This window comes from Stenotrophomonas sp. BIGb0135 (assembly GCF_024810105.1).
In the GTDB taxonomy this organism is placed as follows: Bacteria; Pseudomonadota; Gammaproteobacteria; order Xanthomonadales; family Xanthomonadaceae; genus Stenotrophomonas; species Stenotrophomonas maltophilia_AB.
This window is the reverse complement of sequence record NZ_JANUDX010000003.1, coordinates 565674-585440: the sequence shown is the minus strand read 5'-3', so window position 1 is coordinate 585440 and position 19767 is coordinate 565674. Positions and strand designations below refer to the sequence as shown.

The following is a 19767-nucleotide window of genomic DNA, read 5'->3' as shown; positions in this document are numbered from 1 at the left end:
GCGGCGGGGTGCAGAAGGTCTTGGGGCTGATCGGCGGGATGAGCTGGGAGAGTTCGGCGCACTACTACCGGATGATCAACGAGCAGGTGCGCGATGCGCTGGGCGGCATGCATTCGGCGCGGTTGCTGCTGTGGTCGTTCGATTTCGCCGACATCGAGGCCATGCAGCGCGCCGGGGACTGGACGGCGGCGACGCAGGCGATGGTGGAGGTGGCACGGCGGCTGGAGGGCACGGGCGCGACGGCGGTGGTGATCTGCACCAACACGATGCACCGGATGGCCGAGGAGGTGCAGGCGGCGATCGACGTGCCGCTGCTGCACATCGCCGATCCGGTGGGTGAGGCGATCCGGGCGTTGGGGCTGACGCGGGTGGGCCTGCTCGGGACGGCTTTCACGATGGAGCAGGATTTCTACCGGGTGCGGTTGGCGCAGCGGTATGGGCTGGAGGTGCTCATACCGGAGGCGGACGACCGCGCACAGGTGCATCGGATCATCTACGAGGAACTGGTGCAGGGGCAGGTGCTGGATGCATCGCGCGAGGTGTACCGGGCGGTGATGCAGCGTCTGGTGGATAACGGCGCGCAGGCGGTGATCCTCGGCTGCACGGAGATCATGCTGCTGGTGGGCGATGACGATGCAACCGTGCCGTTGTTCGATACGGCGGCCCTGCATGCGCAGGCGGCGGCACAGCACCTGCTCTCCTACCCGTAGAGCCACCCCATGGGTGGCTGCTCGCAGCGCCGGATCGAACAAAGGTGCTCCACCCATCCGCGTGGCGCGCTGTGGACCCTTGCTGGCGCGCGGCGGTCGGTGGGTCGGGGGCTGGGGCCCTATGCCCTTTCCGGCGAATGTCCTCCGGCGTCGGCCTGCGGCCGCCCCCTCCTCCTTTATTTCGCCTCCAAGGGCATAGGGCCCCAGCCCCCGACCCACCGACGGCCATCAAAAAAGCCGGGCGCCTCACCTGCGCCGCAAGCCGAGCCCCGTAGCGGTCGGTAGGCTCCTGGGCAAAATAAAGGAGGAGGCCGCTTGGCGGCCGGGGGACATTTGCACCAGGAGCCTACCGGCCGCTACGGGGCCCTCATGCTCGCGACAACGCCGATCGGAGACGCCAGCCGATCACTCTGCACACCCGGCAACACGCGTAGCGCCTCAAGCCATCTGCCACGCCCTGTGGAGCAGGATGCAACTTCCCTTGCGAGAAGCGCAAAAAAAATCCCCGGCCGAAGCCGGGGAAAAACGCTTGCTGCGAGGGGTGTTGCGCTGTTGGGTTCCGATCCGCCGATCAGAACTTGAACACGTAGGACACGCCGTAAGCCAGCGGGTCGATGTTGACCGTACCGATCTTTTCGCCGTTGAGCTTGACCTTGCTGTCGATGTCCATCCAGCGCACATCGACGCGCAGCGCGCCCTTGTCGCTGATCGCGACGTCCAGGCCCGCATGCGCGGCCAGGCCCCAGGAGTCTTCCAGTTTCAGTTTGTTGCCGGCCAGCGCGCCGCCGGTCTTCTCGCTGAAGAACGTCGTGTAGTTGATACCCGCGCCAACGAACGGGGACACCTTGCCCTTGCTGTTGAAGTGGTACTGCAGCGAGATCACCGGCGGCAGGTGCTTGGTGCTGCCCACGTTGCCCAGGCCGGCGATGTTGATGTCGTGCTTGAACGGCAGCGCGGCCAGCAGCTCGATGCCCAGGTTGTCGGCGATGAAGTATTCACCGGTGATGGTCGGCTTGATGTCGTTGTCGACGTCCACCTTCAGGGTGCCACCGGCCAGCGAGCCGTTGTTGGACTTCGGGGCGACCTGGTGCACGCCGGCACCGATCGTCCAGTCGCCCTTGGACTGGGCCATGGCCGGCGCGGCGGCCAGGGCGAGCGCGGCGGCCAGGCTGGCCAGCAGGAGGGGGGAGGTATTGCGCATGAGGGTGTCTCGTTGCGGGTGGAATGGGGCCAGTTTTCCCTTGCCGGGCCGGGCGCGCCTTGATCCGGATCAATCCACGGACCGGGCCGTGTAACCGCTTCCGATTTATCGCCCGGGGGCCTGCCCCGGTTCGGCCCTGCTAGAATGGGTATCCCTTTCCATCGGCGCCGCACCGTCGCGGCTGCAGGAGCGTGTGAACATGGCAATCAAGGTTGGCATCAACGGTTTCGGTCGCATCGGTCGCAACGTGCTGCGTTCGGCCGTGCTGAATTTCGGCAATGACATCGAAATCGTCGCCATCAACGATCTGCTGGAGCCGGACTACCTGGCCTACATGCTGAAGTACGACTCCGTGCACGGCCGCTTCAAGGCCGACGTCGAGGTGTCCGGCAGCGACCTGCTGGTCAACGGCAAGAAGATCCGCCTGACCCAGGAGCGCGACCCGGCCAACCTGAAGTGGGACGAGGTCGGCGTGGACGTCGTCATCGAATCCACCGGCCTGTTCCTGACCAAGGACACCGCGCAGAAGCACATCGACGCGGGCGCCAAGAAGGTGATCCTGTCGGCGCCGTCCAAGGACGACACCCCCATGTTCGTGTTCGGCGTGAACGACAAGACCTACGCCGGCCAGGCCATCGTCTCCAACGCCTCGTGCACCACCAACTGCCTGGCCCCGCTGGCCAAGGTCATCAATGACAAGTGGGGCATCAAGCGCGGCCTGATGACCACCGTGCATGCGGCCACCGCCACCCAGAAGACCGTCGATGGCCCGTCCAACAAGGACTGGCGCGGTGGCCGTGGCATCCTGGAAAACATCATTCCGTCCTCCACCGGCGCAGCCAAGGCCGTCGGCGTGGTGATCCCGGAATTGAACAAGAAGCTCACCGGCATGAGCTTCCGCGTGCCGACCTCGGACGTGTCGGTGGTCGACCTCACCGTCGAGCTGGAAAAGGAAGCCACCTACGCCGAGATCTGCGCCGAAGTGAAGGCACAGAGCGAAGGCGCGCTGAAGGGCATCCTGGGCTACACCGAAGACAAGGTCGTGGCCACCGACTTCCGCGGCGAGACCCACACCTCGGTGTTCGATGCCGACGCCGGCATCGCCCTGGACAGCACCTTCGTCAAGCTGGTGTCCTGGTACGACAACGAGTGGGGCTACTCCAACAAGTGCCTGGAAATGGCCAAGGTTGTCGCCGCCAAGTAAGCGCGGCACGCCAGCGCTGAACACTGCGAACCCCGGTCCCGTGCCGGGGTTCGTCGTTTGTGGGCCCTGGCATGCCGGGCAGGGGGGGGGCACCCCGCAGCCGCCGCCGATCCATTAGCATGGCCGCGTGCCACCGGCATGGCGTCGGCAGGATGCCGCCGGGGCTCCCCTTTGAGGATGGCGTGGAATGGAAGCTCTGATTGTCCTGCTGGCGGTGGTGGTACTGCTGATCCCGGTGTTGCTGGTGGTGGCGTTGGTGATGATCGCCGGCCTGCGCCGGCGCGTGTCCGCGCTGGAAAGCCAGCAGTTCCCCGCCAGTGCGCGGCCATCGGCCGAGGTGCCGGTCAGCACGCCGCTGGGCTGGGCCGAGACTCCCTATCGCGCGCCGCCGCCTGCGGCCGCCGAACCGCCACCCGAACCGGCGGTGATGGCCGCACCATTGGCCGCGGCCCCGGAGCCGCCCCGTCGTCCGCCGCCGTTGCCGGCGTCCGCACCCATACCGGTGGCGGCCAGTGCCCCCGTCCCGCCCCCACCGCCACAGGGCCCGGGCATCGGCGAACGGATCATCGGTGCGATCAAACACTGGTTCACCGAGGGCAACGTGCCGGTCAAGATCGGCATGCTGGTGCTGCTGGCCGGCGTTGCCGCGCTGCTCAAGTACGCCAGCGACCAGGGCTGGTTGAACGCGCCCATCGAGCTGCGCCTGGCTGCGATCGCCGCGGGTGCGCTGGCGGGGCTGGTGTTCGGCTGGATCCAGCGCGATCGCCGGCGCCTGTTCGCGCTGGCCCTGCAGGGCGGGGCGATCGGCATCCTGCTGCTGACGATCTTCGCCGCGTTCAAGCGCTACGACCTGATCGAGGCGCTGCCCGCGTTTGCGATGAGCGTGCTGCTGATCGCCGGCATGGGCGTGCTGGCGGTGGTGCAGAACTCGCGCACGCTGGCGGTGCTGGGCATCCTGGCCGGCTTCATGGCGCCGATCTGGCTGTCCACCGGCAGTGGCAACCATGTCGCGCTGTTCTCCTATTACGCCGTGCTCAACGCCGCGATCCTGGCCATCGCCTGGTGGCGTCCGTGGCGGGTGCTCAACCTGCTCGGGTTTGCCTTCACCTTCGGCATCGGCACCGCCTGGGGCGTGCTGCAGTACAACGCCGACAAGTTCAGCAGTACCGAGCCGTTCCTGCTGCTGTTCTTCGCCTTCTACCTGCTGATTCCGATCCTGTACGCGCGGCGCCAGCCGGCGGAGAGGCGCGATCTCGTCGATGGCAGCCTGGTGTTCGGCACGCCCCTGATCGCGTTCTCGTTGCAGGCCGGCATGCTGCACGATGACCGCCTGCTGCTGGCACTGTGCGCGCTGGGGCTGGCCGCGTTGTATGCGGTGCTCGGCTGGGCGCTGATCCGCCGCGCGCGCTATGCCGCGCTCGGCCAGTCGCACGCGGTATTGGCGGTGGGCTTTGCCACGCTGGCGGTGCCGCTGGCGCTGTCGGCGCGTGCCACCGCCAGCGTGTTCGCGCTGGAAGGTGCCGGGCTGGTGTGGCTGGGCCTGCGCCAGAAGCGCTGGCTGCCGCAGATTGCCGGCGCACTGCTGCAGCTGGGCGCGGCCTTCGGGTTCGTGGTGGGCGCCGACTACTGGCACGCCGATGCCACCGCGATCGCCAACCCGACCTTCATGAGCGGGCTGCTGCTGGCACTGGCCGGCTTCGCCTCGGCCGCCTGCTACCGAAGGGCGCGCCAGGATTCGCCGGCCGTCGTCTACTACCTGTGGGGCCTGGTGTGGTGGCTGGGCGGTATCGCCCACGAGGTCGGTCGCTTCGTGGCACGCGACAGCCGTCCCGACGCGCTGCTGATCGCGGTCGCGGTCACCGCGTGGCTTGCCGCCGAGTGGCATCGCCGCGCGCCGGCCCGCGCGCTGGTGCTGACCACGCTGGCCATGCTGCTCAGCGCCTTCCCGCTGGTGCTGTGGCAGGGTGAGGCGCACCAGCAGCCCTTCGCCGGCTATGGCGCGCTGGCCTGGGCGGTGTTCGCCGTGCTCGGCGTGCGCAGCCTGTGGTGCCTGCGTGGCGGCCAGGACCGCACCGCGCTCGCGGCGCAGTTCACCTGGTGGCTGCTGTGGCCGACGGTGGTCTCGCTGGCCTGCATGTGGCTGGCCGACCGCTTCGCGCTGGCGCAGGGCTGGTCGGTGGCGCTGGCGCTGCTGCCCTGGCTGCTGGTCACCGCCACCGCGCTGCTGCGCTGGCCGTGGCTGGCGCTGCCGCTGGGTGCGCGCTTCGACCCACTGCGCACCGCGCTGGGCACCACGCTGTTCGCGGTGCTGGGCGTGAGCTGGCTGTGCCTGCTGGCCGCGCGTGGCGCCGCCGCCCCATTGCCGTGGGTGCCGCTGCTCAACCCGATGGAACTGGCGCAGCTGGCCGTGCTGGCGCTGGCCGCGCGCTGGCTATGGGTGGGGCCAGCGCCGTCGGGCGTGCGCAGCATGCGCGTGCCGTTGCTGGCGATCGCCGGCTTCATCCTGCTCACCAGCACCACCCTGCATACCGTGCACCACTGGGGCGCGGTGCCGTGGAACGACGCGCTGTGGTCCTCCACGCTGGCCCAGACCAGCCTGACCGTGGTCTGGAGCGTGCTGGGCGTGATCAGCTGGGTATGGGGCTCGCGCCGCGGCCAGCGCATCCTGTGGCTGGTCGGTGCGGTGTTGATGGGCGTGGTACTGGCCAAGCTGGTGCTGATCGACCGCCAGCACCTGGGCAACCTGCTGGGCATTTCCTCCTTCATCGCCTACGGCCTGCTGTGCACGGTCGTGGGTTACCTCGCGCCGGCGCCGCCGCGCGCACCGGAACCCTCCGTGGAGCCACATCCGTGAACCGAATGCGCATCCTGATCGCGGCGCTGTCGCTGGCCGTTCTTCCGTCCCTGGCACTGGCCGCCGACGCGCGGCAGGCGTATCGCCAACAGTGGCCATTGCAGTTGTCGCAGCCGCAGGCCGGTGCGTACCGGGTCCTGCTGGACGAGGCGGTGTACCGCAGTGCGGTGTCGCCCCAGCTGGCCGACGTGCAGGTGTTCAATGCCCAGGGCCAGGCACTGCCGACGACCCTGCTGGCGGCCGACCAGCCGCTGGCACGCGAGGCGCACTGGCAGACGCTGACGTGGTTCCCGTTGCCGGCGCTGGCGGGCGCGGCCGCCGATGACCTGCAGCTGCTGACCGAGCGCAATACCGATGGCAGCGTGCGCCGGGTGGAAGCGCGCCTGGGGCGCAGCGGCGCGGCCAGCACGCAGGCGGCCGGTTGGCTGGTCGATGCCAGTGCGTTGCAGGTGGGCGTGCAGGCGCTTCGGTTGGACTGGCAGACGCAGACGGCGTTGCAGGCGCGGGTGCGGGTGGAGGCCAGCGACGACCTGCGGCAGTGGCAGCGCATCACCGACGAGGTGCCACTGGTGGACCTGCAGCACGATGGGAAGCGCCTGCAGCAGCGGCGCATCGAGATCGGGCACCAGGCAAAGTACTTCCGGATCCTGCCGATGGGCGCCGACGCGCTGCCGGCATTGTCGGCGGTGCAGGCCGAGCTGGTGCCGGCGGCGCAGTCGATCGACTGGCGCTGGCAGTCGCTGACGGGCACGGCGGGCAAGCCGGGTGAGTTCGAGTACCGCCTGGAGGGTCGCTTTCCCATTGCCCAGGTGGACATCGCCACGGCCGACAACAGCGTGGTGCAGTGGACGTTGCTGAGTCGCGATGATGCCAACCAGCCGTGGCAGGTGCGCGCCGGTCCGTGGGTGGCCTATCAGGTGCAGGATGCGGCGCAGCGGCGTCAGTCGCAGACGCAGTCGTTGCCGGTGCCCAGTCGCGATCGTTACTGGAAGCTGGTGGCGGGGCAGGCGCAGCCGAGCGTGGCACCGACGTTGAAGCTGGGCTATCAGCCGGAAGCGCTGGTGTTCCTGAGCCAGGGCGCGGGGCCGTACAGCGTGGCAGCGGGCAGTGTGCGCGCGGCGCGCAGCGATGCGCCGGTGGGCACGGTGATCGCGCAGTTGCGTGAGCAGCAGGGGGCGCAGTGGCAGCCGGCACTGGCAACGTTGCAGGGGCCGGCGCAGGTGCTGGCCGGCGACGCGGCGGTGGCAGCGCAGCGCGACTGGAAGCGCTGGCTGCTGTGGGGGTTGCTGGTGCTGGGCGTACTGGTGGTGGGTGGTTTTGCGGTGAGCGTGCTGCGGCAGAAGCCGGGCGGTGCTGCGGGGTGACCGATCGGCCGGTTCCTGCGGCAAAGGCAGTGCAACGGCTTGGGAGCAACGGCTTGGTGTCGCACCGTCCGGCGCGCTCGGCATCCGGCTCCGGCCTCACTGCGGCTTCGGTATTGGCGTGCGCAATCCTGAAGAAAAAAGACCGGAAATTTGCGATGCGCCCGCGCAGCCGGGACAATGGGCGTCTGCGCCGTGCGCGGCGCCCTTTCCTTTTCCAGCCAAAGAGTTGCCCATGTCCATCGTTCGCATGACCGACCTCGATCTCTCCGGCAAGCGCGTGCTGATCCGCCAGGACCTCAACGTGCCGATCGAGAATGGCAGCATCACCTCCGAACAGCGCATCACTGCATCGCTGCCGACGCTGAAGCTGGCGCTGGAGAAGGGCGCGGCGGTGATGGTCATGTCGCACCTGGGGCGGCCGAAGGAAGGCGTGTGGAGCGACGCCGATTCGCTGGCGCCGGTGGCGCTGCGCCTGTCCAGCCTGCTCGGTGTGGACGTGCCGCTGGTGCGCGACTGGGTCGACGGTGTCGACGTCGCGCCGGGCTCGATCGTGCTGCTGGAAAACTGCCGCATGAATGTCGGCGAAGGCAAGGACGATGAAGCGCTGGCGAAGAAGTATGCCGCGCTGTGCGATGTGTTCGTGATGGATGCCTTCGGTACCGCGCACCGCGCGCAGGCCTCCACCCACGGCGTGATCCGCTTCGCCCCGGTCGCCGCTGGCGGCCCGCTGCTGATGGCCGAGCTGGATGCACTGGCCAAGGCCCTGCATGCCCCGGCAACGCCGCTGCTGGCGATCGTGGCCGGCAGCAAGGTCAGCACCAAGCTTGAGCTGCTCTCCAGCCTGGTCGGCAAGGTCGACCAGCTGATCGTCGGCGGCGGCATCGCCAACACCTTCATTGCGGCCGCCGGGCATCCGGTCGGCAAGTCGCTGTACGAGCCGGACCTGCTGGAGACGGCGAAGAAGATCGTCGCCGATGCCAAGGCGCGCGGCGCCGAGATCCCGCTGCCGACCGACGTGGTGGTGGCCAAGCAGTTCCTGCCCGATGCCGAGGCCACGGTGAAGGCGCTGGCCGATGTCGCCGAGGATGACCTGATCCTGGACATCGGCCCGGACACCGCCCGGCACTATGCCGGGTTGATCGCCAAGGCGGGCACCGTGGTCTGGAACGGCCCGGTCGGTGTGTTCGAGTTCGAGGCCTTCAGCCACGGCACCCAGGCGCTGGCGCAGGCGATTGCCGCCTCGCAGGCGTTCTCCATTGCCGGCGGCGGCGACACCCTGGCCGCGGTGGACAAGTACGACATCGCCGATCAGATCAGCTACATCTCCACCGGCGGCGGCGCCTTCCTGGAGTTCCTGGAAGGCAAGACCCTGCCGGCCGTGGCCGCGCTCGACGCACGGGGCGCCTGATGGGCACGCTGGGACGTTTCGCCGATCCCGGCCGGGACGTCCTGTTCTTCGACCTCGACGGCACGCTGATCGATTCGGCCGTCGGCATCACCCAGTGCGTGGCGCATGCGCTCACGCAGATGGGCCAGCCGGTGCCGCCGCAGGACGCGTTGCGGCGCTGGATCGGCCCGTCGCTGCGCACCAGCTTCGCGCCGCTGTTTGCCGATCCGGCCGATGTCGAGCAGGCGGTGACGTATTACCGCGAGCGTTTCGACGTGGTCGGCTGGCGTGAACACGCGGTCTACCCGCGCATCGGCGAGGTCGTGCAGGCGCTGCACGGCCGCGGCCACCGCATGGCCATCGTCACCGCCAAGAACGAGCCGCATGCGCGGCGCATCATCGACCACCTGCCGTTCGGCAGCTGCTTCGAGGACGTGATCGGGGCCACCCTCGACGGCAGCCGCAGCGAGAAGCCGCAGCTGGTGGCCGAGGCGCTGCAGCGGCTGTCGCTGGTCCCGCAGCAGTGCTGGATGATCGGCGACCGGCGCATGGATATCGCCGGTGCGCGTCATCACGCCATGCGCAATATCGGCGTGTTGTGGGGTTTTGGCGGGGCTGAAGAGCTGCGGGAAGCCGGTGCGCAGCATCTGGCCAACACGCCGGATGACCTGCTGACCGTGCTCGCCTGAGGCAGTCGGCGGCGTCCCGTACGCCGCCGCATGTCCTGCGCAAAGCCAATCGTGCCGGGGCTTGTCGCCATTCGCGCGTCAGCCGGTGTCCACGCGGCAGTCCGATGCTGTCTGCGGGACATCGGACAAACCCAGACACCGCAAGGCTGTAAACGTATTCATGGGACGTGAAGGGTGTGCTAATTTCGATCCTTTCCCGGGAGCCCATTTACCATGATTGAGCGTCAGCGCCGTACCAAGATCCTTGCCACCCTCGGACCGGCAACCGACCCGCCGGGCGTGCTGGAGGATCTCTTCCGCGCCGGCGTGAACGTGGTTCGCCTCAACTTCAGCCACGGTGATCCGTCCGGCCAGGCCAAGCGCGCGGCCGACGTGCGCGCCGCCGCCCAGCGGGTGGGCGTGGAAGTGGGCATCCTGGCCGACCTGCCGGGCCCGAAGATCCGTATCGAACGGTTTGCCGAAGGCAAGATCCACCTCAAGGCGGGCGATCGCTTCGACCTGGTGGCCTCGCCCAACGCACCGGCCGGTGACACCACCCAGGTGGGGGTGAGCTACCTCGGCCTGCCGCAGGACGTGGTGGCCGGTGACGTGCTGCTGCTCGACGACGGCCTGATGCAGCTGCAGGTGATCGAGGTGCAGGGCGAGCGCATCATCAACACCGTGCTCAACGATGGCGTGCTGTCCGACCGCAAGGGCCTGAACAAGCAGGGCGGTGGCCTGTCGCTGGGCGCGCTGACCGAGCGCGACAAGGAACTGATCGGCATCGTGGCCAAGATTGGCGTGGACTTCATCGCCGTCTCGTTCTGCCGCAATGCGCAGGACATGAACGATGCGCGCGCCATCGCCGAATCGCACGGCTGCTACGCCGCGCTGGTCTCCAAGATCGAGCGCACCGAAGCCATCGAGAACCTGGAAGAGATCGTCGACGCCAGCGATGTGGTGATGGTGGCCCGTGGCGACCTCGGCGTGGAAATCGGCGATGCCGAACTGCCGGGCCTGCAGAAGAAGATCATCAAGGCCTCGCTGGCCCAGAACAAGGTGGTGATCACCGCCACGCAGATGCTGCAGTCGATGGTCGAAAGCCCGATCCCGACCCGTGCCGAAGTGCTGGACGTGGCCAACTCGGTCATCGACGGCACCGATGCGGTGATGCTGTCGGCCGAAACCGCCGCCGGTGCCTATCCGGTCAAGGCGGTCGAAGCGATGGCCCGCATCTGCCTGGGTGCCGAACGCCAGTTCCAGACCGAGACCGACTTCGGCGCCTCGCCGCGCAACCTCGAACGTGCCGACCAGGCCATCGCCATGGCGACCATGTTCCTGTCCCAGCACGTGGGCGTGCGCGCGATCGTGGCGATGACCGAATCCGGCGGCACCGCGCGCTACCTGTCGCGCTTCCGTGCCTCGGCGCCGGTGTTCGCGGTGACCCGCCATGACGGCGCCCGCCGCCAGATGGCGCTGATGCGCGATGTGTTCCCGATCAACTTCGACAGCCGCGGTTTCACCCCGCGCGAAGCCGCCCGCGGCAGCATCCGCCTGTTGGTGGAAGCCAACCAGCTGCAGGCCGGCGACCGCGTGGTGTTCACCAGCGGTGAGCACATGGAAACCCACGGCGCCACCAACACGCTGCGCCTGCTGGAAGTGGGCGAAGACGGGCGCGCCAGCGGCCTGGGCGACCTGTAACGGAACGGCCGGGCGACGCCCGGCGGTGCAGCACGCGGCGGCGCGGCGGAAACGTCGCGCCGTCCTGCATTGGGAAACTGAAAGCGGTTCCAGACTCCGTGGACGGCCAGTTCACGGGAGGGGCGGTCTATAATCAGCCTTTTCCCGCACCCGCCACAGGAAATACATGAGCATCGAACAGCTGGCCGAAACCGCCCAGGCCATGGTCGCCCCGGGCAAGGGCATCATCGCGATCGACGAGTCCACCGGCACCATCGGCAAGCGCTTCGCCAGCGTCGGCCTGGAAAACACCGAAGAGAACCGTCGCGCCTACCGCGAAATGCTGCTGACCACGCCGAAGCTGAACGAGCATGTCTCCGGCGCGATCCTGTACGACGAAACCATCCGCCAGTCGACCAAGGATGGCGTGCCGTTCGCCAAGTACATGGCCGACAACGGCATCATCCCGGGCATCAAGGTCGACAAGGGCGCCCACGCGCTGGCCGGCTGCCCCGGTGAGCTGGTGACCGAAGGCCTGGACGGCCTGCGCGAGCGCCTGCAGGAGTACTACAAGCTGGGTGCGCGCTTTGCCAAGTGGCGTGCGGTGATCAACATCGGCGAGAGCATTCCGTCGGGCACCTGCATCGAGTCCAACGCGCATGCGCTGGCCCGCTACGCCGCGCTGTGCCAGGAATGCGGCCTGGTGCCGATGGTCGAGCCGGAAGTGATCATGGACGGCGACCACGACATCGAGACCTGCTACGAAGTCACCGAAGCGACGCTGCGTTCGCTGTTCGACGCGCTGTACCAGCAGAACGTGCTGCTGGAAGGCACCATCCTGAAGGCCTCGATGGTCATCTCGGGCAAGGGCTGCGAAGAGCAGGCCGACGTCGAGGAAGTGGCCGAGTCGACCGTGATGTGCCTCAAGAGCACCGTGCCGGCGATCCTGCCGGGCGTGGTGTTCCTGTCCGGTGGCCAGAGCGACGAGCAGTCCACCGCGCATCTGAATGCCATGAACCAGATGGGCAACCTGCCGTGGCCGCTGAGCTTCTCCTACGGCCGCGCCATGCAGCAGGCCGCGCTGAAGCTGTGGGCCAAGGACACCAAGGCCAACATCGCCAAGGCGCAGCAGACGGTCTACGACCGTGCCAAGGAAAATGGCCAGGCGGCACTGGGCAAGTGGAACGGCTGATACCGGCCTGACCGCGCACGAAGAAACGCCGGCCTCGCGCCGGCGTTTTTTTTTGGGCCGGCTGCGCGGTGCCTGATCGCCAACATTAAGCAGCCACGCACGGCGTGGCTCTACCCGTCGCGGTCTGGCACGATGCGATCCACATTGCCGGGATGGATGCCATGATCGTGCGACGCTGCGTTGGGCTGTTGGCGTTACCGCTATTGTTGGGTTGCTGCGTGGTGCACGCTGCGCCGCCACGCGGTTTCGACGTACTGCACTACAGCGTGGCGCTGGTGCCTGATATCGCGGCCAAGCGCGTGCAAGGGCAGCAGACCGTCCGGTTCAAGGCGGAGCAGGTGCTGTCCACGCTCACCCTCGACGCGGGCACACTCGAGGTCACGTCGGTGACGCAGGACGGTCGTGCCCTTGCCTTTGCGCAGGCCGGCCAGCAGCTGCACATCACCTTGGCCACGCCGCTGCAGCGCGGTGCGTCGGCCGAGCTGCAGATTCGCTACCACGGTGCCCCGGCATTCGGCCTGACGTTCGCCCCGGAGCGCGAGGAGGTCTACACGCTTTTCTCCACCAGCCAGTGGATGCCGTCGGTGGATGCGCCCGACGAGCGCGCCACGCTCGATCTCGCGGTGACCCTGCCGCCGGCGCTGCTGGCCGCCGGCACCGGGCGCGCGCTGCCCACCCGCACGCTGGCCGACGGACGCATCGAGCATCGCTGGCGGCTGGACACACCGATGCCCGGCTATGTGTACGGTTTCGCGGCAGGCCGCTACCAGCAGGCCACGCAGCAGCATGGCCCGGTGCAACTGCGCTACCTGTCGGTGGAGCGTTCGCCGGCGCAGCTGCGCACGGTATTCGCGCGCACCGGCGACATGCTCGATTTCTTCGCCGAGCGCGCGGGCCTGCCGTATCGCGGTGATTACCAGCAGGCCCTGGTGGCCAGCACCATCGGGCAGGAGATGGCCGGCCTGTCGCTGATGTCCGAAGCGTATGGCCAGGACGTGCTCGACGATGCCGACCAGATCGCGTTGATGGCGCACGAGGCCGCGCACCAATGGTGGGGCAACCGGGTCACCTGTGCCGGCTGGGAGCATTTCTGGCTCAATGAGGGCATGGCCAACTTCATGACCGCTGCCTACCTGCAGCAGGCGCAGGGCGAGGCCGCGTACCAGGCGCAGGTGGACGGCTGGCGCACGCGCCTGGACGCGCTGCGGGCCAACGGCGCGGACCACGCGCTGGTGTATGCCGATTGGGATGCACCGACGGCCGATGACCGCGCGGTGGTCTACCGAAAGGGCGCCTATGTGCTGCACCTGTTGCGCGGCGAGCTCGGCGATGCGGTGTTCTGGCGCGGGCTGCGCGCGTATACCGTGGCCAACGACGGGCGCTCGGTGGTCACCGCCGATTTCCAGCGGGCGATGGAGACGGCTGCAGGACATTCACTGCAGCCGTTCTTCGACGAATGGGTCTACACCGCTGGAACAGCGGCGCAGTAACGGAGTTGCAGCGCCGGTAAGCCCGGTGGGCGGCAGAGCGCGGCCAGGCGCGGATTCACACACGGGGACGCGGCCCCGGCATCGGCATCCAGTAACGGCCCGGCCGTTTCCTCAGTGCGCCGCCGCCGGCGGCAGCCCCAGATCCAGCGAGGGCAGCAACGGTGAGGGGGGCGGTTCGATCGGCTGGCCCTGTGCGGCCAGCGCCGACTGGTAGGCCTTGTACGTGGCCGCGTTGTAGGCCACCAGGATGATCCGGCGCGGTTCGCGGTGCGAACGCTGCCAGGCCACGGTCTCGGTGGCGGCGATCTGCGCGGCCTGGTGCAGCGGGTAGCCGAACACCCCGCAGCTGATCGCCGGGAAGGCAATGGAATGCAGGCCCAGCTTCTCGGCCAGTTGCAGCGATTTCCAGTAGCAGTTGGCCAGCAGCGCGGGCTCATCGCGCTGGCCGTCCTGCCAGACCGGGCCCACGGTATGGATGACGTGCCGGGCGGGCAGGTCATGGCCGGCAGTGGCGCGCACTTCGCCGGTAGGGCAGCGCACGCCCAGCCGGATCTGCGGCAGCGCCTCGCACTCGGCCAGCAGGCGCGGGCCGGCCGCACGATGGATCGCGCCGTCCACACCGCCCCCGCCGAGCAGGGATTCGTTGGCCGCATTGACGATCGCATCCACCGCCAGGGTCGTGATGTCGCCCTGCCACACTTCGATCTTCATGCGTACCACTCCTGACTGAAACCGGGTCCATGCAACGGGATGTCGCCTTGCTACTGCACCGTACCGGGCAGCAGGTAGACAGTGCGTCATCGTCGTCTCAGGCAGTGCGACCCGGCATGCACCGCCCTGCATTCACACCTTGCGGGGCCCCGGCTTCACCGTAGATGAAGCCGATGGCGACACCTGAATACGAAGACGCCCACCGGAGGGTGGGCGTCCGAGCGTGCCTGGTAACAACGCGGCGGTCATGGCAGACCGGCCAGCCAGTCGTCGTCGGAGCCTTCGTTGATGTCGGCGAACAGCGGGGTGGAGAAGTAGCGTTCGCCGGTGTCCGGCAACATCGCCAGGATGACGCTGCCTTTCTCGGCGCGGGCGGCGATGTCCAATGCGCTGGCCACCGTGGCACCGGCGGAGATACCGACGAAGATCCCTTCCTCGGCCGCCAGCCGCCGCGAGGTCTCGATCGCGCGGGCGTCGTCGATGCTCAGCAGCTCATCGTAGACGCCACGGTTGAGCACCTCCGGCACGAAGTCCGGGGTCCAGCCCTGGATCTTGTGCGGCTTCCATTCCTCGCCCTTGAGCAGGGCCGCGCCGGCCGGTTCGGTGGCGACGATCCGGGTCTCCGGCCGGGCCACCTTGAGTACCTCGCCGACGCCGGTCAGGGTGCCGCCGGTGCCCCAGCCGGTGACGAAGTAATCCAGCCGCTTGCCGGCGAAGTCGCGCAGGATCTCCGGCGCGGTGGTGTTGCGGTGGTAGGCCGGGTTGGCCGGGTTGGCGAACTGGCTGGCGAGGAACCAGCCATGCTCGTCGGCCAGTTCCTTCGCGCGGCGCACCATGCCCGAGCCGCGCTCGGCGGCCGGGGTCAGGATCACCTTGGCGCCGTAGGCGCGCATCAGCTTGCGGCGTTCGATGGAGAAGGTCTCCACCATCGTGGCCACGAACTTGTAGCCGCGGGCGGCGGCCACCATGGCCAGCGCCACCCCGGTGTTGCCCGAGGTGGCCTCCACGATGGTGTCGCCGGGCTTGAGCACGCCGCGCGCCTCGGCGTCGAGGATGATCGCCAGCGCCAGGCGGTCCTTGACCGAGCCGCCGGGGTTGAACGACTCGACCTTGGCGTAGAGGCTGACGTGGTCGGGGGCGATGCGGTTCAGGCGGACCACCGGGGTGTTGCCGATGGTGTCCAGGATCGAGTTGTAGAGGGCCATGGGATGCTCCGAAGAAGACCGTTCACCGCGGCCGGCGCGGCAGGGGGGAGGGCAGGCCGGCGGCGGCAGCGCCGCGCGGTCTCCGGGACGGCGGGCGCCGGCCCCGGGTGCTCCGGCAGACCTTAGCCCCGGCATATGCCCCCGGGAAATGAACTGATACCCTTCATAAACAACATTTGGTTATAAGCTGGTGACGGCAATTGCCCTACAGTCGGATTGCCCTTCCTTCGCCTGCCGTGCCGCACGCCCATGACGCTGACCCAACTCCGTTATCTGGTGGCCATCGCCGACGCCGAGCTCAACATCACGCTGGCGGCCTCGCGCGTGCATGCCACCCAGCCTGGCCTGTCCAAGCAGCTCAAGCAGCTGGAGGATGAGCTGGGTTTCCTGTTGTTCGTGCGCAAGGGGCGCAGCCTCGAAGCGGTGACGCCGGCCGGGGTGGAAGTGATCGGCCGTGCCCGCGCGGTGCTCTCCGAAGCCAACAACATCCGCACCTACGCGGCCAACCAGCGCCGCGAGAGCCAGGGCCAGTTGATCCTCACCACCACCCACACCCAGGCGCGCTTCGTGCTGCCGCCGGCCGTGGCGAAGATCAAGCAGGCCTATCCGCAGGTCAGCGTGCACCTGCAGCAGGCCGCCGAAAGCGATGCGCTGGACCTGCTCAGCCAGGGCGATGCGGATATCGCGATCATCTCCACGGCGGGCGCCGAACCGACCGCGGGCCTGGCCATTCCGCTGTACCGCTGGCGCCGGCTGGTGCTGGTCCCGCGTGGCCATGTACTGGATCGCCCGGGCCCGGCGCCGGACCTGCAGGCGCTGGCCACCCAGCCGCTGATCAGCTACGAATCCTCCACCCGCGGCAGCTCGTCGCTGCAGCGGGCCTTCGCCAGTGCCGGCCTGACCCCGGACATCGCGCTGACCGCGCTGGATGCCGACCTGATCAAGACCTACGTGCGGACCGGGCTGGGCGTCGGCCTGCTGGCGGAAATGGCGGTCAACGCCAGCGACGAGGACCTGCGTGCCTGGCCGGCGCCGGCCCCGATCGATGAATGCATCGCCTGGGCGGTGCTGCCGCGCGACCGCGTGCTGCGCGATTACGCGCTGGAACTGGTGCACGTGCTGGCCCCGCAGATCGACACGCGCGACCTGCGCCGGGTGATCGACGGCAACCAGGAGGCCAACTGGCCGCTGCCACCAACCTGGGAATCGCTGACGCAGACCATCACCGTCTGAGAAGCGACGGTGATGGCCGCGCATGCTTCCTCTCCCCCGCGCCGTTGGCGCGCCGCCCTTCAGCAGAAGGGGGCTTTTCTCCAAAGGGGGTGAGGGGTTCGGTGGGCGCTTCGAACGCGCCGCTGCGACGGTTGGTCGCAGGGCGCCGGGCTGCCCGGCCCAGGGGCGGGCGCTACCATGAGGGGGTGAACGTCCGCCGTCGCCCGTATGCCGTCCTGTTGCAGCTTGCCTTCGTGGCGACGCTGCTGATGGTGCTGGCGCCGCTGGTCAGCCGCTGGCAGCAGGCGCACGCCGACGCGCCGGTGATGCGCATGCCAACCGGGATGACCCACGCGATGCCGGTGCCGTTGGATGCCCACGCCGGGCACGTCATGGCGCATCAGGACATGCAGCATGACGGTACGCAGCACGACGGCGCGCAGCACCATCACATGCCGACGCAGCCGATGCCGGTGCACGCGATGCAGGGCGCTCACGAGCAAGCGGCACCGTCGCCGCCGATGAGCGAGCACGCCGGGCATGGCGACGCCTGCGAGTACTGCATGATGGCCTCGCGGCTGATACCGTGGCTGGCGGTGCTGATCCTGCTGTTGCCGGCGATGCCGGTCATCGCACCGCGCGTGCGGCGCGCGGTGCCCACGCCACGCAGCCTGCGCTGGCCCGCCCACGCCGCGCGCGGCCCGCCCGCGCGCTCCTGAAAACCACCGCCCTTCCTGCCCGTGTCGCCGTGATGGCGGCGCGCGCCTGCGTGCTTTTCTGGAGTTTCACCATGACTGTTGCTTCCCGCAGCGCGGGCGCACTGACGCGCCTGTCTGTTTCCCTGTCGCTGGCCCTGGCGGCGCTGCCGCTGCATGCCGCCAATGACGACGCCCGCACCCTCGATACGCTGGTCGTCACGGCCACGGCGCCGTCCTCGCCGCTGCACTGGGTCACTGATCCTCGCCTGCCGCGCCAGCCGGTGCCGGCCAGCGATGGTGCCGACTACCTCAAGACCGTGCCCGGCTTCGCGGCCATCCGCAATGGCGGCACCAACGGCGACCCGGTGCTGCGCGGCATGTTCGGCTCACGCCTGAACATCGTCAGCAACGAAGGCAACCTGATCGGCGCGTGTCCGTCGCGCATGGATAACCCGCTGTCCTACATCGCCCCGGAAACGTTCGACCGGCTGACCATCATCAAGGGGCCGCAGAGCGTGCGCTGGGGCGCAGGCGCGTCGGCCGGCACGGTGCGCTTCGAACGCGATACCCCGCGCTTCGATGCCCCGGGCATCGACCTCGACGCCAGTGCGCTGGTCGGCGCGCGCAACCGCAACGACCAGGTGCTGGACCTCACCGCCGGGGCCTCGCAAGGCTATGTGCGGGTCAACGGCAACCGCTCCGAAGCGGACGACTACAAGGACGGCAACGGCGAGGGGGTGCCGTCGAAGTGGCGCAAGTGGAACAGCGACGTCGCCGTCGGCTGGACCCCCGATGCCGACACCGTGCTGGAACTGTCGGCCGGCACCGGCGACGCGATCGCCCGCTATGCCGGCCGCGGCATGGATGGCGCCGCGTTCAAGCGCACCAGCTATGCGGCGCGGTTCGAGAAGGACAACCTGCCCGGCGCGTGGGACACGCTGCTGGCCAATGTCTATTACAACGACGCCGACCACCTGATGGACAACTACACGCTGCGCACGCCCAACCCGGACAGCAGCATGCCGATGCCGATGGCGGCCAATGTCGATCGACGCACGGCGGGCGGCCGCATCGCCTCGGAGTGGCGCTGGCAGGACGTCGCCGTCGTCGCCGGTATCGATGCGCAGGACAGCCGCCACCGCAGCCGCAGCGGCATGGGCCGCAACAGCTATCGCCAGCAGCCCTGGAGCACCGACGCGCGCTTCGCGAACCTCGGCGCCTTCACTGAAATCACCCTCGGCGAGGGCACCGCGCAGCGCTGGGTCGGCGGCCTGCGCATCGACCGCGCCGAGGTCACCGACGAGCGCGGTAGCGCCGGGATGATGGCCCTGCCCAATCCGACCGCGGGGCAGCAGCGCCGCGAGAACCTGGGCAGTGGTTTCCTGCGCATCGAGCGTGATCTCGCCCCGGCACTGACCTGGTATGCCGGCATCGGTCACAGCGAACGCATGCCCGACTACTGGGAGCTGTTTTCCCCGGATAGCGGGCCGATGGGCGCCGCCAACGCGTTCGCCGGCATCCAGCCGGAGAAAACCACCCAGCTCGACCTCGGCCTGCAGTACCGCAGCGACCGCGTCGACGCATGGGTATCGGCCTATGCCGGCCGTCTGCAGGACTACATCCTGTTCACCTACCTCGACGGCGGCATGATGGGCAGCATGACCCGGGCCGACAACGTGGATGCCCGCATCGCCGGTGCCGAAGCGGGTGCTCAGTTCCTGCTCGGCCGGCAGTGGACGCTCGGTGGCACGCTCGCCTATGCCTGGGGCGAGAACCGCAGTGACGGCCGGCCGCTGCCGCAGATGCCCCCGCTCGAAGCCCGGCTCAGCGCGAGCTGGGAAGGCACGCGCTGGCGCCTGGGGGCGCTCGCCCGCGCCGTCAGCCACCAGCATCGCGTCGCCGACAACCAAGGCAATGTCGTCGCCCGCGACCTCGGGCCCAGCGCCGGCTTCGCCACGCTGGCGCTCAACGCCGGCTACCGCATCAGCGACGCCCTGCAGCTCAGCGCCGGCGTCGACAATCTGTTCGACCGCGCCTACAGCGAGCACCTCAACCTGGCCGGCAGCGCCGATTTCGGCTTCCCGGCCGACCCGGTCCGGATCAATGAGCCGGGCAGGTCGATGTGGATGAAGGTGAACGTCCGGTATTGAGCAGCGGCGGGTGCCGGCTGTTGGGCGGTACCCGTGTGCCC

15 protein-coding genes are annotated in these 19767 nt (G+C 68.7%); 12 read left to right on the top strand and 3 right to left on the bottom strand.

Annotation, left to right across the window (positions count from 1 at the left end):
* The first annotated feature begins 8 nt into the window (after window positions 1-8).
* Entirely contained in the window at window positions 9-710 is a 702-nt protein-coding gene (locus tag M2421_RS10270; RefSeq protein WP_259206534.1) for an aspartate/glutamate racemase family protein, read from the top strand.
* Window positions 711-1281: 571 nt separating this feature from the next.
* Here the strand turns inward: M2421_RS10270 and M2421_RS10265 are convergent.
* The gene (locus M2421_RS10265; RefSeq protein WP_259206471.1) at window positions 1282-1911 is read right to left on the bottom strand and encodes an OmpW family outer membrane protein; all 630 of its coding nucleotides are present in this window, start codon (window positions 1909-1911) and stop codon (window positions 1282-1284) included.
* 199 nt (window positions 1912-2110) lie between these two features.
* Here M2421_RS10265 and gap point away from each other — a divergent pair, with 199 nt between their 5' ends.
* From gap to M2421_RS10225, 8 genes are all read left to right on the top strand, one after another.
* Window positions 2111-3115, top strand: coding sequence for a type I glyceraldehyde-3-phosphate dehydrogenase (gene gap / locus M2421_RS10260; RefSeq protein WP_259206470.1), 1005 nt, complete (start codon window positions 2111-2113; stop codon window positions 3113-3115).
* Window positions 3116-3302: 187 nt separating this feature from the next.
* Window positions 3303-5969 carry a DUF2339 domain-containing protein gene (locus M2421_RS10255; RefSeq protein ID WP_259206469.1) on the top strand — a complete coding sequence of 889 codons (2667 nt, stop codon included), beginning with the start codon at window positions 3303-3305 and terminating at the stop codon, window positions 5967-5969.
* Between the two features lie 5 nt (window positions 5970-5974).
* Window positions 5975-7333 (top strand): DUF3999 domain-containing protein, encoded by a 1359-nt coding sequence (locus M2421_RS10250; RefSeq protein ID WP_259206532.1) that lies wholly within the window; start codon window positions 5975-5977, stop codon window positions 7331-7333.
* 232 nt (window positions 7334-7565) lie between these two features.
* Complete coding sequence (locus tag M2421_RS10245; protein WP_259206468.1) at window positions 7566-8741, top strand: phosphoglycerate kinase; 1176 nt, start codon at window positions 7566-7568, stop codon at window positions 8739-8741.
* The gene (locus M2421_RS10240) at window positions 8741-9409 is read left to right on the top strand and encodes an HAD hydrolase-like protein (RefSeq protein WP_259206467.1); all 669 of its coding nucleotides are present in this window, start codon (window positions 8741-8743) and stop codon (window positions 9407-9409) included. Before M2421_RS10245 ends, M2421_RS10240 begins: the two co-directional genes overlap by 1 nt.
* 213 nt (window positions 9410-9622) lie before the next feature.
* On the top strand, window positions 9623-11089 hold the full coding sequence (gene pyk, locus M2421_RS10235; RefSeq protein ID WP_259206466.1) for a pyruvate kinase: 1467 nt from the start codon (window positions 9623-9625) through the stop codon (window positions 11087-11089).
* A gap of 166 nt (window positions 11090-11255) precedes the next feature.
* Window positions 11256-12260 carry a class I fructose-bisphosphate aldolase gene (locus M2421_RS10230; RefSeq protein ID WP_259206465.1) on the top strand — a complete coding sequence of 335 codons (1005 nt, stop codon included), beginning with the start codon at window positions 11256-11258 and terminating at the stop codon, window positions 12258-12260.
* Window positions 12261-12481: 221 nt separating this feature from the next.
* Complete coding sequence (locus M2421_RS10225; protein ID WP_259206464.1) at window positions 12482-13750, top strand: M1 family metallopeptidase; 1269 nt, start codon at window positions 12482-12484, stop codon at window positions 13748-13750.
* 111 nt (window positions 13751-13861) lie between these two features.
* Here M2421_RS10225 and M2421_RS10220 read toward each other — a convergent pair whose 3' ends face one another.
* Both M2421_RS10220 and cysK read right to left on the bottom strand, forming a co-directional pair.
* Window positions 13862-14461: an O-acetyl-ADP-ribose deacetylase gene (locus M2421_RS10220; protein ID WP_259206463.1), complete on the bottom strand. Its 600-nt coding sequence runs from the start codon at window positions 14459-14461 to the stop codon at window positions 13862-13864.
* A gap of 245 nt (window positions 14462-14706) precedes the next feature.
* Window positions 14707-15666: a cysteine synthase A gene (gene cysK / locus M2421_RS10215; RefSeq protein ID WP_259206461.1), complete on the bottom strand. Its 960-nt coding sequence runs from the start codon at window positions 15664-15666 to the stop codon at window positions 14707-14709.
* 249 nt (window positions 15667-15915) lie between these two features.
* On the opposite strand from cysK, the gene M2421_RS10210 reads away from it, so the two are divergent.
* The 3 genes from M2421_RS10210 to M2421_RS10200 all read left to right on the top strand — a co-directional run bounded on the left by M2421_RS10210 (window position 15916) and on the right by M2421_RS10200 (window position 19726).
* Entirely contained in the window at window positions 15916-16899 is a 984-nt protein-coding gene (locus tag M2421_RS10210; protein WP_259206460.1) for a LysR family transcriptional regulator, read from the top strand.
* Between the two features lie 185 nt (window positions 16900-17084).
* Entirely contained in the window at window positions 17085-17597 is a 513-nt protein-coding gene (locus tag M2421_RS10205) for a hypothetical protein (RefSeq protein ID WP_259206459.1), read from the top strand.
* 71 nt (window positions 17598-17668) lie between these two features.
* Window positions 17669-19726 (top strand): TonB-dependent copper receptor, encoded by a 2058-nt coding sequence (locus M2421_RS10200; RefSeq protein ID WP_259206458.1) that lies wholly within the window; start codon window positions 17669-17671, stop codon window positions 19724-19726.
* The last annotated feature ends 41 nt before the right edge of the window (window positions 19727-19767 follow it).